Consider the following 18,885-nt stretch of genomic DNA (forward strand, 5'->3'; position numbering starts at 1 on the left):
AAATCCCATACCCAAGCGACCTCATGATTCTCTTTTTCCAGAAAGACGCTAGTACATTTTATATCCTTCAAGTTGCGACCTCTGCCAACGGCCTGACAAGAGAAAAGCTTACCTGGCTTTTCAGTGGCGGGAAGTTTGTGGACGGTCCGTCAGTTGAGGGGCCATTCATTGGGCCACGGAAAGAGATGATTACGCCATGGAGCACCAATGCCGTGGAGATCACCCAGAACATGGGCATCAGTGGGGTGGTGAGGATTGAGGAGTTTGTTAGAAAAGAAGCCTATCCGGGTGAATTTGACCCGATGCTGAAAGCAGTGTACCAGATAATTGATCAGGATGTTTTCACCATCTCCCATGTGCCCGATGCTATTGTAGAGATCGACAATATTAAGGCTTACAGCGAGAAAGAGGGGCTTGCACTCAGCCAGGAAGAAATCGACTACCTGGAATCAGTGAGCAAGTCGCTGGGGCGCAAACTTACCGACAGCGAAGTGTTTGGCTTCTCTCAGGTGAATTCGGAGCACTGCCGCCACAAGATATTCAATGGCACTTTTATCATCGATGGCAAGGAGAAACCAGATACACTTTTTCAGCTAATCAAAAAGACATCGAAAGCCAATCCCGGCTTTCTTGTTTCCGCCTACAAAGACAACGTGGCCTTTATTGAAGGGCCCAGTATCGAGCAGTTTGCCCCTACCCGGCAGGATCAGCCTGACTACTTTGAGGCCAAAACCAGAAAGAGCGTGCTTTCTCTCAAAGCAGAAACTCACAACTTCCCCACCACCGTGGAGCCATTTAACGGTGCCGCTACCGGCAGCGGAGGAGAAATCAGAGACAGGATGGCGGGCGGCCAGGGAAGCTTCCCACTGGCAGGAACGGCTGTATACATGACCTCCTACTCCAGGCTGTCGAGCAACCGGCCCTGGGAAAACCACAGCCCTGAGAGACCGTGGCTTTATCAAACGCCTTCTCAAATACTCATCAAGGCTTCCAACGGTGCAAGCGACTATGGTAATAAGTTCGGGCAGCCACTTATCACCGGAAGCCTCCTGACCTTCGAGCACGAAGAGAATGGCAAGGCTCATGGCTTCGACAAAGTGATTATGCAGGCGGGTGGCGTTGGATTTGGGATCAGGGATCAGAGTCAAAAGAAGAGTGTAGAAAAAGGAGATAAGATTGTGGTGCTGGGCGGCGACAATTATCGCATTGGCATGGGTGGCGGTGCCGTGTCGTCTGTGGCCACTGGCGAATTTGGCAATTCCATTGAGCTAAATGCTGTGCAGCGCTCCAACCCCGAAATGCAGAAGCGGGTAGCCAACACCATCAGAGCCCTTGCCGAGCTCGACGAAAACCCCATTTCATCGGTGCACGACCATGGAGCGGGCGGGCATCTCAACTGTTTGTCAGAGCTGGTAGAGGAAACCGGAGGAAAGTTTGAGATCAGCAAGTTTCCTGTGGGTGACCCCACCCTTTCTGACAAAGAAATTATCAGTAACGAGTCGCAGGAGCGCATGGGCCTTGCACTTCATGAAAAGCATCTCGACTACCTGCGCAAGGTGGCTGACAGAGAGCGTTCGCCCATGTACGTTGTGGGTGAAGCAAGCGGCGACCACAAATTGACCTTCACGAACAAAGAAGGTAAGAAGCCTGTGGATTTTGAGCTGACTCATCTTTTCGGCTCATCTCCTAAGACCATTCTGGAAGACAAGGAAGAGAAATCCAGCTTCCAGCCAATTCAAACTTCCGCAACTAAGGTGGAAGAATACCTGCTGAAGATATTGAAAATGGAAGCAGTGGCTTCCAAAGACTGGCTTACCAACAAAGTAGACCGCTGCGTTACCGGCAAGGTGGCCAAGCAGCAGACCTGTGGAGAGCTGCAAATTCCTCTCAACAACCTCGGCATCATGGCACTCGACTTTGGCAGCAACAAGGGAGTTGGTACCTCCATCGGCCATGCCCCGGTGCCAGCGCTCATCGACGAAAAGGCTGGCTCCAGGCTGGCCATTGCTGAAAGCTTGACCAACCTGGTTTGGGCTCCACTGGAAGGGGGCATCAAGGGCGTTTCGCTCAGCGCCAACTGGATGTGGCCTGCAAAAAATAAGGGCGAAAACGCCAGGCTGTACAATGCCGTGCAGGCAGTTAGTGATTACGCCTGTGCACTGGGCGTAAACATCCCGACAGGTAAAGACTCCCTGTCGATGACGCAGAAGTACCCAGGCAAAACGGTTTACTCTCCCGGCACTGTCATTATTTCCGCTGTAGGGCAGGTAACTGATATCAGGAAGACAATTGAACCGGTAGCCAAAGTCGTTGACGGCAGCAAATTGCTCTACCTCAACCTTGGCAGCAAAGGTTTCGAACTGGGCGGCAGCACACTCGGGCAGGTATTGAACAAGCTGGGTGACTCCACTCCAGACGCCGCTGAGGCCGACTATTTTGTTAAAGTATTTAGCCTGATGCAGTTGCTCATCAGCGAAGGGCTTATCATTGCCGGCCACGATGTCTCGTCTGGTGGGCTTGTCACCATGCTTTTAGAAATGTGCTTCCCTTCGGCCTCGGTGGGTATGAAAGTGAATTTGGATGGCTTGAATGAGCCTGATGCGATTAAAGTGCTTTTCAGTGAAAATCCAGGACTAGTGGTTCAAACAACCGATGCAGCAAGGCTTGAAACCATTTTCACTGAAACTGGCATTAGCTGCAGCGTTATTGGAGAAGTGACCTCAAAGTCCAGCGTAGAAATTAAACTGGGAAGTGATAGCTGGACGTTTGACGTAGCCCAAATGCGCAAAGAGTGGGCAGAAACCTCCTGGCTTTTGGATAAAAAACAAACCAAAGAGGGCTTTGCTGATACCCGATATGATAACCTCGGCAAGCAGCCATTGAAAATTAACCTCCCTGCACAATTCAGCGGCAAACTTGCTGATTATGGCCTTTCATTTACCAGACCAAAGACAACCGGCATAAAAGCGGCCATCATCAGAGAGCAAGGCAACAACAGTGACCGTGAAATGGCCTACTGCATGTGGCTGGCGGGCTTCGATGTGAAGGACGTACACATGACTGACCTTATCAGCGGCAGGGAAGATTTGTCAGAAGTCAACTTGATCGTGTTTGTGGGCGGCTTCTCCAACTCGGATGTGCTGGGCTCGGCAAAAGGCTGGGCGGGTTCCTTCCTTTACAATGACAAGGCTAAAAAAGCGCTGGATAATTTTTACGCAAGAGAAGACACGCTCAGCCTGGGCGTGTGTAATGGTTGTCAGCTGGCCATGGAGCTCGGGCTGATCTACCCTGAGCTGAACGACCACCCAAAGATGCATCACAACACTTCAGGCAAGTTTGAGTGCACCTTTACAGATGTTGAAATTCTTGACAACAACTCCGTGATGTTTGGCTCACTGGCAGGCAGCAGACTGGGCATCTGGTCAGCGCACGGTGAAGGCCAGTTTGTATTTGCAGAGCCGGAAAAGATCAATATTGCTGCTAAGTTTGCTTACTCTTCTTACCCGGCCAACCCCAACGGGTCGCAGTTCGACACGGCCTGCGTGGTAAGCCACAACGGGCGCCATGCGGCCATCATGCCTCACCTGGAAAGGTCGATGTTTCCTTGGAACTGGGGCTACTATCCCGACGGACGAAAATCAGATGAGGTAACGCCATGGATAGAGGCCTTTGTAAATGCGAGGAAGTGGGTGGAAGAGATGATTGTAAAGGACTAGGTAATTTTTCCCTATATTTACTAGATGCACATCTTACAACTGATAAAACGAAATCAGGAGGGGTTTATCAAACTTTGTGTCAAATACAAGGTGGATAAACTATATGCATTTGGTTCTTCGGTAACAGATCAGTTTGATAAAGACAAAAGCGATATTGATCTCGTTATAAAAATGAATATCACAGATCCGATGGAGTACGGGGAAGCTTTGATGTCATTTTGGGATGAAATTGAAAACTTTTTCGGTAAAAAAGTGGACCTATTGACAGATGAATCAATAAAAAATCCCTACCTCAGAAAAAGTATCGAAGCCACCAAGAAGTTGATTTATGACGGACAAAGAGCGGAAGTATCTGTCTGATATCCTAAGTTCAATTCGGCTGGTATATTCCTTCACAGAAAATATAAATTCCTTTGACGAATACGGCACCAGCTATATGGTTAAAAGTGCTGTAGAACGTCAGCTCGGCATAATTGGAGAGGCTGTTAATCTTTTCATCAAAAACTCGGATGATTCTCCTCCACTGAATAACGCAAAACAAATAATAAGCCTTCGTAATAGACTGGTTCATTCATACGACAACATTGACGATAGAATCATTTGGAATATTATTCGCAGACACCTGTCTCCACTGGAAGATGAAGTCGTCCAGCTCCTGAGTGAAGCATAAATCTTGCTATACCGTCAAATCAGTTCCACTCCAAAAAACTTCTGAAGAACAGTCAATAGAAACATAGCGCCCAATACGACGGGACAAACGTAGACTATCATCAGGTTGAAGAACTTTTCAATGAACGATCCCCTGTAAGAAGGGTTTCCATGGCTTATTTCTTCGCTAAGTCCGGCAGTTTTCCATTTGGAGGATATGAAAACACTCAAAAGGAACCCACCAAGTGGCAGGCTGATGACAAAAAAGAGATCCTGCACCACGTCCATAAAGGATTTAACCCCACCCTCATAGCTGACGAATTCAGTGAAAGCTCCTACAGCGCCAAACCCGAGCATACTTGGCAGGCCAATAAGAAATATCAATAGCGCCATCACAGAAACCGCCTTTTTCCTTGACCATTTCTTCTCGTCCACCAGAAAGGCGACCGGCACTTCCAAAAGAGATATGGTAGAGGTCAACGCTGCAAAACAAAGCAGCAGAAAGAACCCGCCACCAACAATTTTGCCGATAAGTGGCCCCATTGTCTGAAAAACTCCAAGCAGTGCTACAAACACAAGCCCGGGGCCTTCAGCAGGCGACTGTCCTTGCGAAAACACCAAGGGAAATATCATCAGGCCAGCCAGAAAAGCGACTGCTGTATCGGCAATGGTCACAAGAATTGCAGAATTAACAATGTTGTCATTCCTGCTGATGTAGGATCCGTACGTGATCAGTGCTCCCATTCCCAGGCTGAGAGAGAAGAAAGCCTGCCCCAAAGCGGTGTAAATCGTTCGGCCATTGATCAGACTAAAGTCAGGAAGCAAATAGAAGCTAACACCATCCATGGCATTGGGTAGTGTAAGTCCGTAAATGATAATAAAAATGAGAATCAGAAACAGCGTGGGCATCAGCACTTTGGAAGTGCCCTCTATCCCCTTCTGCACCCCTCTGTAAACGATATAAGCTGTGATCACCATAAAGGCGATGCTGAAGAACAAATTGTCTCTGAAGTCGGCCACGTAGGCCGAAAAGAAACCACTGTAGTCTTGCTCATTCAACAGGTTCCCGAAGCTTAGTTCGAGGAAGTACCCAAATGCCCAGCCTGCCACTACGTTGTAAAAAGACAGGATCATCACGCCGCATATGATCCCAAACAGGCCCACGTAGGCCCATGACTTACCGCCCAGCTTTTTGTACGCCCCGTAAGGGTTCGATTGTGCCTTTCTCCCGACGGCGATCTCCCCCACCATTATCGGCAAGCCGATGAGAAAAATCCATCCAATATATACCAGCAAAAAAGCTGCGCCCCCGTTTTGCCCGGTGACATAGGGGAACTGCCATATATTACCCAAGCCAACAGCTGAACCAGCTGCGGCTGCAATGAATCCAAGTTTATTAGAAAATCCTCCCCTGGCCGCCATCTATTGTTTTTTGTGTTCCAATAAAAAAATCAAGCCGGAAGATAGGCCCATATTAAGTTTTAATCAAAACAAACTTGCTAAACGGGCATTTTAATGACTCTCCCGTGATGTCTTCCCAAAGCACCCTGCTCAATTCTGCCTGGCATGCCTTTGCACTATGTGAAACTGCTTATTTGGCCACTCATTTGAGTAACTTTATGTCCAAATATAGCCTAAAAACCATGTCGACATTCATCAGCGATACTTCAGGTAAGGAGTTTCCCATCAGCGACAGAGTAGCTGGAAATTCCATCCGAAAAAAAATCCTGGACTTAATCAGGTCTGATCATCCAAAATTCTCCGATGACTCTTTTCTGGCATTACAGGAGCTCAATTTTTACCGGGAGAAATACATATCCAATTGCCTGCTTACCGAGCTCGACGAGCTTTCTGATCTTGAAAGCAATGTTTTGGAGACGCTGAAAGACCAAACCACCATTACCGATAAAGTGGAAGATGATGCGGTTCAAAGCACTTTTGGCCAGCGGATAGCAGATCATGTGGCGAGTTTCGGGGGCTCATGGACCTTCATCATATCGTTTGGCATATTTCTATTTATCTGGATCGTTTTCAATTTTTACTGGCTCTCCAACAAAGGGTTTGATCCGTATCCGTTCATCCTGCTTAACCTTATCCTCTCCTGCCTTGCGGCCATGCAGGCACCAGTGATCATGATGAGTCAAAACAGGCAGGAGCAGAAAGACAGAGAAAGGGCCAAAAAAGATTATATGATCAACCTGAAGTCGGAACTGGAAATCAGAATGCTGCACGAAAAAATCGATCACCTGATTCTTCATCAGCAGCAAGAGCTCATTGAAATTCAAAAAGTTCAGATTGACATGATGAATGATATTCTTACCAGAATAGACAAATAAAAAACGAGGCCTCCCGACCTCGTTTCATTTATCTCATCGTTAGCATTCGCTATTCCCAGAAGAAGCCTCCCTCGAAGGAGCTGTAGGCCGTACCACCAGCATCTGGCGGTGTTGACGCAGCATCAAAGGTATCAAGATAGGGCACCCAGTTCGCCCCTGATTTCGATAGCAGCTTGAATTTTACAACAAAACTATCGCCACTATTGACAATTGGAACCATGCCTCCTATGCTGGCAGGCATACCCAGGGTTGCCGGGTCAACCACGCCTCTCGGCGTCACTCCATCGCCGTCAAAAATCGACATTTCCATTCGTGTTTCATTCGGCTGAAAAGATCCATTGAACAACGGTATCTGGGTTAATCCCTGCCAAACAAGTACCCCGTTGCCCCTGTTCGATTCGGCCTCGACAAAGTCAAGCGTCTCATTTAACACAAGGTCATCATATCCATCCCCATCCATCGATGCCTTGATGCCACCTATGACCGGGCTCCAGTAAATTGCGTTATTATTTGCGAGCGCTATGTCTGAAAACGTCCAAACTAGTTCCCCAAAAGGAAATCCACGCTCATCCTCAAAGGACTGCTCAAAACTGGCCCCAATCGTTTCAGGGGTGGCGGGTCCATTCAGCACCTCTACTTCAGCAGGAGTAATATCGACTACATCGACACCGTCGTCGATATTGATATTGATAACGATTTTACCGTCGTCGAGGTGGGCATCTGCATTAATTCTGTAGTGTGTTCTTGGTTGTGGATTATCAATAGTTGCTGTAAGTGTTCTATCAATCGTCGTTCCATCAAACACCTTGAAATAAGTCATCGAAATTTCGATGAAAATAGGGTTGTTGGCTCTGAAGTAGCCTTCCAGCTCCTCGGAGTCGCCATAGTCAAGCTGCTCCCCGGTGTTGTTATAGGTAACAACCATTCCGTAGGTGTCAAAATCCATTTTGATGTCGTCTGAATAAACCACTGACACCTTGTAATTAGCCAACGTCACAGTAAGGGGGATTTCCTTGATCTCTTCCTTATCAATTGTGAAATTGTCGGATCTTCCAAAATAATAAGGATTGTTGAACGCTGCGTCCACCAGATTATTGGAGTGTGCTTCGATGTAATACTCACCTGTCTCCAGCTCAATCTCTTCCGGTGCGCTCGACCAGGGATCGAAAACTATCACCTCAGTGTCGTCAGTAGCGTCGAAAATAGTGACGACGTAATCGCCCAAATCTACTACTTCTGCTACCCTACCCGAAGTAGGGAATTCGTCAATGGCTAGTGCAAGGCTGAGCTTAAGCACCCCCTTGTCAGCCAATGGCTCTGTTGGATCCTCATTCTTGTTACAAGACAGAAGGCATGATACAAACAGAACCATTAAGAATAATTGTGAAATTCTTCTCATGATTAGTATTGTTTTGATGGTAAAAAAATGCTCTTGAGTTGGCTAACCTTACTGTAAGGTACATTATTCTTGTAACTAAATCAATTTCAACTCATTAGAGAGTAGAAAATACCAAAAAGTAAGTACTTCGGCGGCAACATTTGAGAGAGTGAGCGATACATGTTACCAGGTAATATGGATGCTCACTACCCGATGTTAGAGAGAGTGGCAGGTAGAATGACAATGCAGGGCAGAGCTGCCCGTCCGTTCAGCCTGGTCTTGTGCTGGGCGCATTCAGGCGAAAAAGAGAAAGTGTTACTGACTTTCGTGTAATATTTTTATTACCTGCTATTGTAAACCAAAAGATAGTTTCTACTTTTGTACCTCCAAAATCGGATTGACCGATGGTGTAACGGTAGCACAACAGATTTTGGTTCTGTTTGTCAAGGTTCGAATCCTTGTCGGTCAACTTTCAAAAGTCCCGGTGAAAGCCGGGATTCTTACTTTCTGGAGTGCTCTATTTTGATGGAACCAATTGAATCATCTGTAAAGATTTTTCCTGGAACGGGATCGTTAGACCTGGCGAAGAAAATTGCTGAGGCTTATGGCAAACCTCTTGGGAACTATTCTTCGCAGCGCTTCAGTGATGGCGAACTTTCCTACAGCTTCAACGAGTCCATCAGAGGCTGCGACGTTTTCCTGATTCAATCTACCTGTCCACCCGCCGACAACCTTATGGAGCTTTTGCTCATGATAGATGCGGCAAGAAGGGCCAGTGCCAAGTACGTTACAATCGTGGTGCCCTACTTTGGTTACGCACGCCAGGACAGAAAAGACAGGCCAAGAGTTTCCATTGCAGCAAAACTGGTAGCCAATGTAATGCAATCGGCAGGTGCTGACCGCCTGATGGCTATGGACTTGCATGCGGGACAGATTCAGGGCTTTTTTGATATCCCTGTTGATCACCTTGATGGAACGGCTATTTTCGTTCCGTACCTTCAATCACTCAATCTTGATGCGCTGACGTTTGCCTCTCCTGATGTTGGAGGCGTAGCAAGAACACGGACGTTCGCTAAGCATTTCTCAGCCGATATGGTTATCTGCGACAAACACCGCAAGCGTGCCAACGAAATTGCCTCCATGCAGGTAATTGGAGATGTAACCGACAGAGATGTGGTGCTTATCGATGACCTTATTGACACCGGCGGCACACTTTGCAGGGCAGCGCAGCTTATCAAGGAGAAGGGAGCAAGAACTGTAAGAGCAATATGTACGCATCCGGTACTGTCGGGTAATGCTTACGCCAATATCAACAGCTCGGTGCTCGAAGAACTTGTTGTCACAGACACCCTGCCCCTTAAGCAGCAATCATCAAAAATAAAGGTACTTACCGTTTCAGACCTTTTCGCCAAGGCTATCAATAACATTCACAGCCACGGCTCCATTAGTTCGCTATTTATAAATAATTAATATACATCATTATGAAAACAGTAGAGATTATAGGGTTTAAAAGAGCAAATCTCGGTAAAAAGGAGTCCAAAGACCTTAGGGCTGCGGGCAGTGTTCCATGTGTTATCTATGGAGGGAAAAGCCAGGTGCATTTTCATGCGCCTATGATTCTTTTCAGAGACCTTGTTTACACGCCAAATGCTGCTTTTGTTCATCTGAATATTGAAGGACAAGAGTTCAAAGCGATCTTGCAAGACATTCAGTTCCATCCGGTAAACGAGATGATTCTGCATGCTGACTTCCTTGAATTGAATGAAAACTCACCGGTAAAACTTGATATTCCTGTTAAGTTCCTGGGTGTAGCTCCCGGAGTTCAAAAAGGTGGTAAGTTGGTTTCTAAGATGCGTAAACTTACTGTGAAGGCACTTCCTTCTGAAATGCCGGAATTCATTGAGGTAGACATCAGCAAACTGGAACTTGGCAAAACAGTGAAGGTGGGAGAGCTTGGAGAAGCTAAATACAACATCTTGAATAGCCCCCTTGTTTCTATCGCATCAGTGGAAGTTCCTAGAGCGCTTAAAGGCAAAGGAGCTGACGGAGAAGAGGAAGAAGAAGAAGCATAAAAAATATTCTAATGCCATCAATCTGAAAATCCTGCCTCTTAAGGCGGGATTTTCTATTTTGGAGGCAGTAGACAAACGATTAACGCAATGAAATACCTAATAGCAGGACTGGGCAACATCGGGCCTGAATACGAGCTCACACGGCACAACATTGGCTTCCTGGTGTTGGATCGGCTTGCTCAGGCAGAGTCTGCCAGCTTCACCTTCAACAAGCAAGCCTACACCACTGAAATCAAACATAAGGGCCGAACCCTGCACCTCATTAAGCCGACTACCTATATGAACCTCAGCGGCAAGGCTGTGGCTTACTGGATGCAGCAATTGAAAGTTCCCAGAGAAAACATCCTTGTTATCACCGATGACATCGCCCTCCCATTTGGCAAGTTGCGGATGAAGCCCAAGGGCTCAAGCGCCGGTCACAATGGACTCAAAAACATTGAGGCCACACTTGGCGGCCAGGACTACGCAAGGCTTCGTTTTGGCATTGGCGATAACTACTCAAAGGGCCATCAGGTGGAGTACGTTCTAAATAATTTTTCCAGGGAAGAAATGGCCCTCCTGCCTGAAAGAATGGACAAATCCATCGATATGATCCTATCATTTGCAGCAATAGGAATCGAAAGAACTATGAATTTTTTCAATGAATAATTGACTATTCAAAACTTTATATTTCTTTGCATAAAATTATAGTGTTATGAATTAGGTATGATTCATCCTCACACTGAACTCCGACTGGTAAATGAGACCGTAGGCTACGGTGTATTTGCCACAGAATTTATCCCTGAAGGTACAATTACGTACATCAGGGATAGTCTGGAACTTGAAATCACCCCCGAAGCATTCGAAAAATGTGTCCCGCTACTTCAAGAGAAGATCGAAAGATATTCTTACATAGATCAGCGTGGCGTTAGGGTGGTGAGCTGGGACCTTGCCAAGTATGTAAATCACTGTTGTCAATGCAACACGATGAGCACTGGTTATGGTTTTGAAATTGCAATCCGGGATATTTTTCCCGGTGAACAGATCACCGATGAATACGGTATTTTTAACATGACAGAGAGAATTGATCTGCTGTGTGACAAGCCGGGTTGCCGTGGATCAGTTAGTGCCGATGACTTTGACGCCTACTACCCAAAGTGGGATGAGACGCTGAAACAGTCCTTAGCAAAATTAAAACAAGTGCAGCAACCGCTGATGCCATTAATGGAGGAAGAAACCGTTGAGCAGTTGGAGAGTTACTTTAGCAACCCTGCCAACTACCTGTCGGTCTATTCTTTAAAACTTGAAAAGGAGACAGCAAAGGTTAGATAACCCCTCAACCTCCAGCGGAATTAAATAAGAAAAGCCCCATTATGGGGCTTTTCTTATTTAATAGAATTCAAATCTTCCTGTGAATTAAAGGGATCTTACGGCGTCTGCGTAGTTCCTAAATTCAAGATCTGTAAGTGCTTTTTCTTTCAGCGAAGAATCTTCAGCAATAGCTGACTTCAGGCCGTTTGTTACTTCTGTTGCATTTGAAGTACGGGCACCTACAATCGCAAGGCCATAGAATGCTTTCGCATAAGAGCTATCCTTATCAGTAGCGTCTTTGAATGCAGTCTTAGCGTTTGAGAATTCTTTCTTAAGCACAAGAGCAAGACCTCTGTTGAAAGATACCTCGGCAGTATTGTCAGCTCCAGCGAAAGACATCAATGCCTTGTCGTACTGAGCAGTTTTTACCTCAAGAGTTCCTTTCAAAGTGTTAAGCTTTCTCAAAGCATCACCTGTTGCACCAGAAACGGTTCCTGCTACGTCATATGCTTTAGTGTTGTCACCCTGTAGCATGTAAACTGTTGCCATGTTTACCAGTACCTCGGCAGTGTTCGCTTTTTGTTTGTTGGCAATTTCCAATTGAGTAAGCGCCAAGTCAACATTCTTCTTCACGTCAGCACCGCTAGCTGCAGCAGCCATTTGAAGATAAACAGCTCCAAGGTTGTTGTGTGCTACCCAAGTATCCTGCTTCTTAATAGCCGCTTTGTAAATAGCTTCTTTCTCAGTAAGAGATGGAGTAAGTGTTGCACCAAAAAGCAACTCAGCATTTGAAAGAGAATCGGCAGAAATTGAGCCTTCACCAATTTGCTTAGCCAGAACAGCTATTTCAGGGTTAGGGCGCTTAACTTTAACAGTCAAGACTTCAGTTTTTGCAGTACGCAATACTGGGTAGATTTTGTCAAACACTTTCTTGTAACCTGAAAGCTTCTGCAGCGCCTTTTCTTTTTCTTCGAAAGTGCCTGTTCCGTTTACCACAGCAAGCATGGCAGTTTTTTCATCAGAGCTTACACCGTCAAAGCCATTTAGCATGGTTTTAAATTGTGTCCAGTCCTGAACTACTGGCTTCAATACAAATTTGATCTGATCAGCCATTCCTTTGTAGTCGTATTTGGCCATCATGTCTCTGTACCACTTTTCAATCGCCTCAGCACGATCCTGAGATAGATCAGAGTTGATTGTTTCAGTACCTTCAGGTGAGTGAGTACCTGTGATAGTTACAGTACGGGTTACGTTCTTATCGGCAACGAAAGCAGTGAAACCTTTACCACGGTCACTGTTTTTCTCTGAAGTTCTAAGAACTGAACGACCTTGTTCAAAAAAGAATTCAACGTTTGTTGGTTCCAATTCTTCTTTGTCGTTGTATCCGTGGTCAGCATAAGAAGCAGCTACAATGTCTTCTACCATCAAAGATGTAGTGATGACACCCTCAGCTACTTTCATTTTTTCAGTAGTCTTGTTTTTTGCTCCTTTGGCAGCAACACCCTGAATCATTACATCACCCTTCGCCATTGCTGGGTCGTAGGCAAATGAGAATGTTTGGCTTTTTCTGGATGTTGTAGAACTGCTATTAGGAAAATCACCTGCTTTGAATTCAACTGTGCCTAGCTCGGCTTCGTTGGTTCCATACTGATAGAAGGTTTTTAGGCTGTAAGAAGTACCGCCTGGGAGCATTTTTGGAGGAAGTATAGCGGACATCTCAAATTCCACTTTGTCAGCATGAAGCTCTAAAGGATTCGGGGTCACTTCCAACTGCTGGTCATTGGCAAGTTTTATCATCTTGTTTAGCGCACAACCTGACATCAGGAGTGATCCAAACAATATGCCGAAAGCAAGTCTCGTTTTTTTCATTTGAATAATGTTTTGAATGATTATGAATTCCGACGTAAAACTATTGTTATAATGGTTCTATTGCAATTATACGGAAAATAATTTTGCATTAATCAACCATTAGAACAATATACGACTTTTGTTATTAACTTTGCAGAGCAAAAAGCCGGTATTCATGATACAGTTTCTTGAAAAATACGCATTTGGGGTCTGTAACAGGTTAGGTGATTATCTGAAAATCCCCACTACAAGTATCAGGTTGTTTTTTATTTATTCGTCGTTCTTAACTTTCGGATCTCCTCTGATCGTTTACCTGACGTTGGCGTTTATCATGCAGTTCAGACGTTGGTTCAGAAGGCGTGACAACATACTTTGGTATTATTGAATTCTCCCTCTCAGTTTGCTGTAACCTTTATTCCCAGCTAGATAAGCCAGGGGCGCAATTCCCTTATAGGCACCGGTTAGCATTTTCAAAGCTTTCTTTGGCTGAAGCGGTCTGTATTTCGAAAAATTCCTTACAATAAACACGTGGGCATTTGAAATAGCCTTTGCATGATCCGCTTTGCCCGACACCAAAAACCTGAGCAAGATTAGGAAGTCAATACTGAACCGCACCGGTATTTTCCACCACAGCGATCGGGAAACGTCGTTTTTCAATAATAAAACGATGCTATTTCTAAAATTGAGATAGGTTTTATAGGCATTTGAGCTATCGAGCGTGCCTCCCCCAACATGATACACGACCGACTCTCCCTGGTAGTAAACGCTGTAGCCAGCCATCTTCAAACGCCAGCAAAGGTCAATTTCCTCCATGTGAGCAAAGAAGGTGGCATCCAGCCCGCCTGCTTCGTTAAAGGCGGTAGACCGGATAAACAAACAAGCCCCTGTAGCCCAAAAAACTTCAAGTTGGTCGTTGTACTGTCCGCTGTCTTTTTCAAGCGTTTCGAATACCCGCCCCCTGCAAAACGGGTAGCCAAGTATATCGATAAAGCCACCAGCCGCACCGGCATATTCGAAAGTGTCCCGCAAATGCCAGGAAAGAATTTTTGGTTGGCAGGCAGCAATCGTTTTGTCTGCTTCGAGAAGGGAAATCATTGGCTGAAGCCAGCTTTCAGTTACTTCTACATCTGAATTAAGCAAAACGTAGTAGTCGGCGTCGATCTGAGCCAGCCCAGCCTGATAGCCACCGGCATAGCCCAGGTTCTCTTCAAGGGTTATAATCTTTACATCAAGGAAGTTTTTCTTCAAAAAATCTACCGAGCCATCGGTTGAGGCGTTGTCTATCACCCAAATGTCGGCTTCGGGTGAAAAATCGATGACCGAGGGCATGAAACGGTCAAGATAGTCTTTGCCGTTGAAGTTGAGAATGGCTACAGCTACCTTTGGGCTCATACCATGCTACCAAAGTCGAACCCCGGAATATTGGGCAGAACTCCTTCTGTGCTCTTCTTTATTTCCTCTTTGGCTTTTTCATCAGCCTTTTCTGTCGCCATGTTTACTGCCGCTATCACCAGGTCCTGAAGCATCTCTTTGTCCTTGTCATTGAGGAGTGACGGATCAATATCAAGACTTACAAGCTTCTTTTTTCCGTTAACCACAGCTTTGACCATGCCAGCTCCCGACTCACCTTCCACTTCGATGCGTGCAAGGTTTTCCTGGGCAGCCTTCATTTTGTCCTGCACCTCTTTCACCTTGCCCATCATTTTCATCATATCAAACATATGCTCTTCGTTTAGTTTTTCAGCAGAACAAAATTACCGCTTTTTTTGATCAGTCTGCCTCCTGCATCGGTTCCTTCCACATAATACCTGTATGTTCCCTGCGGTGCCCGGGCACCTTTGAATACGCCATTCCACCCTTTGGGTTGCTCAGTTGTGTAAAACACCAGCTCTCCCCAGCGATTGTAAATTCTAAAGCTAAAATTAGTCACTTCCGGCCCTTTCACACCAAACTCCTCATTCAGGCCGTCTCCATTAGGGGTGAAGGCTGATGGCAGGTAAAGATCGCTGTGAAAAGCAATGGCCCGCCGATTGCTGGTTGTGACAAAGTCGGCATCAACACCTAACCCTGCTGCCCGCACGGTTACATAAGCAGCGCTGTTGTATTCGGAAGTAAGCCGCAGCTCGTAGAAGGTGGGATCCCATACATCGAAAGTGGTCAACAGCGCCATATTGATATCCCATAGATCGACATAATATTGCCGCACACCGTCGGTGAGTGGCCGGTACTGATTCCACGTTAGGTGGAAGGTGTTTGTCTGCTGTTGCTCAATACTGAGAAATACGGGCCGGGTAATTGTGCCTAATGGAGAAATATTATTGCATTCGTCGCTATATCGAATAGTATAAGAATAGCTGTTCTTTAAAAACTGTGGATTGCTAACCAGTTGCTCATTAATGTCGCCTTTGAAAGTAGCTCCTGTACTAAAATTGCTACCGTCAAAAGCATAAACTGCCTGATAGGTAGTGTTGGCATTGGCTTGCTCAGCACTCTCCCAACTGAGAAAAAGATCATCGCCCTGATAAGTGGAATAGACACCTGTGATGGGTGCTAAGTTTTGCTTTTCGAAGGAGGTTCCACACACCACCTGGCTCAGGGCAAACCCTACCGGATAGTTGACCCTTACCTGGTAACAGTAGCCGGTGTTGCAAATGAGGGTGGAGTCGGGATACTGCGTTACCCCCGCATTGGCAGACTGATAATATAAGGTATCGTTGCGGTAGATTTCAAATGACTGAGCTGCCGGGCCGGGAGGAACCCAGCTAAGGAGGTTTCGGTACTGTTCGAAGCTGGCAGCCAGGCTTACCTGGCAGAGTGTGTTGGAGTAGTAGTACTCATTGTTGCAGGGGTCGTAGGCTGCCAGGCGAAAACAATAGTCGTTAGTCATCGGCAGCAGTTGATCCAACAAAATTTGATTTCCCTGAAAGACTAGCGAAATCTCACTGAAAGTGCTTTCATTGTTTTCCGACACCTGTAATACGTAGCTAATGCCTGAGTTGAGCGTGGCACTGATCAGCATGGTGCTGTCCTGAAAAGTTTCGATGCTATTGAGGGTCGGGTCGGTAAGCTCCTGCCTTGTGTTAATGATTACATTGGTTTCGCCACAGCCGTCATTGCCGCCATTGTAAAAACCCTTCACCCTCACCGGAAATCTGCCAGCCACGCCATAGTCGTGCGGAACAGCATAGTTACCAGCCAGCACATCCACTGAGTCGGCGGCGGTGTAGTAAACCCGGTAATAATCGTAGGGGCTCGCAGGCACCCTGACACTGGCTGAAAAATTGCGGCAGTTGGCGACCGTTACCTGCGGTGGTTCGGGGGAATTGACAACTATTGTCAAAGTATCGGTTCTTGGAACGGCATTCTGAACAATTTGAACCACATTATATATACCAGGCGAACTGAACGTATGGGTCGTGTCATTAGTAACACTTATTCCCTCTTCAAAGAGGTACTGTCGTGAGATGTCACCGAAGTTATCAAGCTTGGTGACATTAATGCTTAGTGGAGCACACCCAATGGTTTTATCAACTGAAAACCGGCCTATTTTGCTGGTGTTCTGAGCATGTGCGACTACCGAAAGTGCCAACACCCCCCAACATATCGCAAGCTGAATAAACCGTTTTCTCTGAATCAAAGCCAAGTAATTAACCTGCCTGGTACTGTTACGCAGGCCTTTCGGGTAGTTAAACAACGCAATATAAAACAACGAAATTGCTTCCCTTACCTTAGCTCGCTAATGATTTGCTCTATTGTGAATGTTTTTTGCTCCCCCGACTGAAGGTTTTTAAGCCCAAATTCACCTGAGGCGAACTCCGACTCTCCGGCCATGAGCAGAAAGGGAATGCCCTTGCTTTCGGCATAGGTAAACTGCTTTTTCAGCTTGGCCGACTCTGGGTAAAGTTCGGCTGCAATGCCACCTTCTCTTAGCTTTCCAAGAACTGCCAGCGCCTTCATTGCCGAGGCCGGGTCAAAATTAGCGATAAGCACTTTGGATGTGCGCAGCGATTCTGCAGGAAACAAATTCAGTTCGTCGAGCACATCGTAAATACGATCAATACCGAAAGAGATGCCGACACCAGAAACGTTGGGCAAACCGAACATGCCAGTGAGGTCATCGTATCGGCCGCCGCCGCAAATGCTTCCCATTTGCACGGAGGTGGGTTTCACTTCAAAAATGCAACCTGTGTAGTAGCTAAGGCCACGGGCCAGTGTTGGGTCTATGGCAAGTTGATCCACCTTTACCCCAAAGCCTTCCACCATTGCCATTACCTCTTTCAACTCTGCGACGCCAACCATACCGACATCACTGCGAGCCAATAGCTTTTCAAGGTCGGCAATGATGGCAGCATTAGACCCGGTAAGCTGCAAAAATGGCTGTAGTTTTTTGGCCACGTCGTCACCAAACCCTCTTTCCTTTAGCTCCTCGAATACTTTCTCCTCCCCTATTTTATCCAGCTTATCGATGGCTACACACAGGGGCCCTTCTTTGCCAGGGGCCCCCATCAGTTCGGCGATGCCGCTCAGTATCTTCCGGTTGTTGAGTTTGATAGAATAATCGGCCAGCCCCAGCTTTTCAAACACCTCCCTGATCATCAGCACAATTTCCGCTTCGCACAGGAGGCTGTTGGTACCCACCACGTCGGCATCGCACTGGAAAAACTCCCGGTAGCGGCCTTTTTGCGGCCTATCGGCTCGCCACACAGGCTGTATCTGGTATCGCTTGAATGGAAAGTTGTGCAGGTGCTGGTTCATCACCACATAGCGGGCAAAAGGTACCGTGAGGTCGTAGCGAAGGCCTTTTTCGGAGATTTCTGGTGTGATGGATTTGGAGTTTCGCTCCGACAAGTTAGCATCAGAAGCATTTTTCATAAAGTCACCAGAATTCAAAATCTTAAACAGCAGCTGATCTCCCTCCTCGCCATACTTACCGGTAAGCGTAGCCAGGTTTTCAATTGCGGGCGTTTCCAAAGGCTGAAAGCCAAATTTTTCGAAGACCGTTCGGATGATGCCGAAAAGGTAATTCCTCCTCGACATTTGAACGGGTCCAAAATCCCTTGTTCCTCTCGCTAAACCTGGTTTTTGTGCAGCCATTACTCCTGTTTTGCGGCAAAACTACGAATTAGTCGATGGAATTACCCTAAAGCTTTGTGATTTATAGCGTTGGGAGTTATGAATTTGAAAGTAAACCACTATATTTGCGCTCCATTTCGAAAAATATTGAACCTCATGGGAGTTACAAGATTAAAACGCAAGGGTCGTAAAAATAGAAACGTATCAGCTTCAAGGCAGTTTTCTATCAAGCATTTGACTGCAACACCCGTTATAAAAAATGTTGACTTAGAAGAGTTGAAGAAGCAATTCACTGCTCCTAAGCCAGAAGCTAAGAAGGAAACACCAGCACCTAAAGCTGAAGCTCCCGTAGCTAAAGCTGATGCACCCGCTACAGAAGCTCCGGCAGCTGAGGCACCTGCAAAAGAAGCTAAAAAGCCTGCTGCAAAGAAAGCCGCTGCTCCTAAGAAAGAAGCTGCACCCAAAGCAAAAGCTGCGAAGAAAGACAAGGACGCTGAGTAAATCACTCGGTTTAACTATATAAA

Annotated in this window: 17 protein-coding genes and 1 tRNA gene; 11 read left to right on the plus strand and 7 right to left on the minus strand. The window is 46.3% G+C overall.

What is annotated here, in order from left to right:
- The first annotated feature begins 23 nt into the window (after positions 1 to 23).
- Genes purL through RT717_RS18140 form a run of 3 tightly spaced genes read left to right on the plus strand, consistent with a single transcriptional unit; the run spans position 24 to position 4,386 of the window.
- The gene (gene purL / locus RT717_RS18130; RefSeq protein WP_317487798.1) at positions 24 to 3,716 is read left to right on the plus strand and encodes a phosphoribosylformylglycinamidine synthase; all 3,693 of its coding nucleotides are present in this window, start codon (positions 24 to 26) and stop codon (positions 3,714 to 3,716) included.
- A 24-nt stretch (positions 3,717 to 3,740) separates the two neighbouring features.
- The gene (locus RT717_RS18135) at positions 3,741 to 4,076 is read left to right on the plus strand and encodes a nucleotidyltransferase family protein (protein WP_317487799.1); all 336 of its coding nucleotides are present in this window, start codon (positions 3,741 to 3,743) and stop codon (positions 4,074 to 4,076) included.
- On the plus strand, positions 4,045 to 4,386 hold the full coding sequence (locus tag RT717_RS18140; RefSeq protein WP_317487800.1) for a HepT-like ribonuclease domain-containing protein: 342 nt from the start codon (positions 4,045 to 4,047) through the stop codon (positions 4,384 to 4,386). Before RT717_RS18135 ends, RT717_RS18140 begins: the two co-directional genes overlap by 32 nt.
- Positions 4,387 to 4,400: 14 nt before the next feature.
- Here RT717_RS18140 and RT717_RS18145 read toward each other — a convergent pair whose 3' ends face one another.
- A complete protein-coding gene (locus RT717_RS18145) occupies positions 4,401 to 5,786 on the minus strand; it encodes a sodium-dependent transporter (protein WP_317487801.1) in 1,386 nt (461 codons plus the stop codon).
- Between the two features lie 221 nt (positions 5,787 to 6,007).
- On the opposite strand from RT717_RS18145, the gene RT717_RS18150 reads away from it, so the two are divergent.
- Positions 6,008 to 6,700: a DUF1003 domain-containing protein gene (locus RT717_RS18150; protein WP_317487802.1), complete on the plus strand. Its 693-nt coding sequence runs from the start codon at positions 6,008 to 6,010 to the stop codon at positions 6,698 to 6,700.
- 49 nt (positions 6,701 to 6,749) lie between these two features.
- On the opposite strand, the gene RT717_RS18155 is transcribed toward RT717_RS18150, so the two are convergent.
- Positions 6,750 to 8,099 carry a DUF4493 domain-containing protein gene (locus RT717_RS18155; protein ID WP_317487803.1) on the minus strand — a complete coding sequence of 450 codons (1,350 nt, stop codon included), beginning with the start codon at positions 8,097 to 8,099 and terminating at the stop codon, positions 6,750 to 6,752.
- 377 nt (positions 8,100 to 8,476) lie between these two features.
- On the opposite strand from RT717_RS18155, the gene RT717_RS18160 reads away from it, so the two are divergent.
- From RT717_RS18160 to RT717_RS18180, 5 genes are all read left to right on the plus strand, one after another.
- A tRNA-Gln gene (locus tag RT717_RS18160) sits at positions 8,477 to 8,547 on the plus strand.
- Positions 8,548 to 8,603: 56 nt separating this feature from the next.
- On the plus strand, positions 8,604 to 9,548 hold the full coding sequence (locus RT717_RS18165; protein ID WP_317487804.1) for a ribose-phosphate pyrophosphokinase: 945 nt from the start codon (positions 8,604 to 8,606) through the stop codon (positions 9,546 to 9,548).
- An 11-nt stretch (positions 9,549 to 9,559) separates the two neighbouring features.
- Positions 9,560 to 10,150 (plus strand): 50S ribosomal protein L25/general stress protein Ctc, encoded by a 591-nt coding sequence (locus RT717_RS18170; RefSeq protein ID WP_317487805.1) that lies wholly within the window; start codon positions 9,560 to 9,562, stop codon positions 10,148 to 10,150.
- An 87-nt stretch (positions 10,151 to 10,237) separates the two neighbouring features.
- Positions 10,238 to 10,798, plus strand: coding sequence for an aminoacyl-tRNA hydrolase (gene pth, locus RT717_RS18175; RefSeq protein ID WP_317487806.1), 561 nt, complete (start codon positions 10,238 to 10,240; stop codon positions 10,796 to 10,798).
- 57 nt (positions 10,799 to 10,855) lie between these two features.
- Positions 10,856 to 11,461 carry an SET domain-containing protein gene (locus RT717_RS18180; RefSeq protein WP_317487807.1) on the plus strand — a complete coding sequence of 202 codons (606 nt, stop codon included), beginning with the start codon at positions 10,856 to 10,858 and terminating at the stop codon, positions 11,459 to 11,461.
- A gap of 84 nt (positions 11,462 to 11,545) precedes the next feature.
- Here the strand turns inward: RT717_RS18180 and RT717_RS18185 are convergent, their stop codons facing one another.
- The gene (locus tag RT717_RS18185) at positions 11,546 to 13,309 is read right to left on the minus strand and encodes a tetratricopeptide repeat protein (protein ID WP_317487808.1); all 1,764 of its coding nucleotides are present in this window, start codon (positions 13,307 to 13,309) and stop codon (positions 11,546 to 11,548) included.
- A gap of 154 nt (positions 13,310 to 13,463) precedes the next feature.
- On the opposite strand from RT717_RS18185, the gene RT717_RS18190 reads away from it, so the two are divergent.
- Positions 13,464 to 13,673, plus strand: a complete 210-nt coding sequence (locus RT717_RS18190) for a PspC domain-containing protein (RefSeq protein WP_151999780.1) — start codon at positions 13,464 to 13,466, stop codon at positions 13,671 to 13,673.
- On the opposite strand, the gene RT717_RS18195 is transcribed toward RT717_RS18190, so the two are convergent.
- The 4 genes from RT717_RS18195 to hisS all read right to left on the minus strand — a co-directional run bounded on the left by RT717_RS18195 (position 13,667) and on the right by hisS (position 18,382).
- Positions 13,667 to 14,680, minus strand: coding sequence for a glycosyltransferase family 2 protein (locus RT717_RS18195; RefSeq protein WP_317487809.1), 1,014 nt, complete (start codon positions 14,678 to 14,680; stop codon positions 13,667 to 13,669). The two genes, RT717_RS18190 and RT717_RS18195, sit on opposite strands and share 7 nt — an antisense overlap.
- On the minus strand, positions 14,677 to 15,009 hold the full coding sequence (locus RT717_RS18200) for a YbaB/EbfC family nucleoid-associated protein (RefSeq protein WP_317487810.1): 333 nt from the start codon (positions 15,007 to 15,009) through the stop codon (positions 14,677 to 14,679). The genes RT717_RS18195 and RT717_RS18200 overlap by 4 nt, the downstream gene beginning before the upstream one ends.
- Before the next feature lie 11 nt (positions 15,010 to 15,020).
- Complete coding sequence (locus RT717_RS18205; RefSeq protein WP_317487811.1) at positions 15,021 to 16,925, minus strand: T9SS type B sorting domain-containing protein; 1,905 nt, start codon at positions 16,923 to 16,925, stop codon at positions 15,021 to 15,023.
- Positions 16,926 to 17,011: 86 nt separating this feature from the next.
- On the minus strand, positions 17,012 to 18,382 hold the full coding sequence (gene hisS / locus RT717_RS18210) for a histidine--tRNA ligase (RefSeq protein WP_317487812.1): 1,371 nt from the start codon (positions 18,380 to 18,382) through the stop codon (positions 17,012 to 17,014).
- A 78-nt stretch (positions 18,383 to 18,460) separates the two neighbouring features.
- Between hisS and RT717_RS18215 the strand changes: the two genes are divergently transcribed.
- The gene (locus RT717_RS18215; protein WP_317487813.1) at positions 18,461 to 18,862 is read left to right on the plus strand and encodes a hypothetical protein; all 402 of its coding nucleotides are present in this window, start codon (positions 18,461 to 18,463) and stop codon (positions 18,860 to 18,862) included.
- Positions 18,863 to 18,885 lie beyond the last annotated feature (23 nt).

It is taken from the genome of Imperialibacter roseus, assembly GCF_032999765.1.
GTDB classification, from domain to species: Bacteria; Bacteroidota; Bacteroidia; order Cytophagales; family Cyclobacteriaceae; genus Imperialibacter; species Imperialibacter roseus.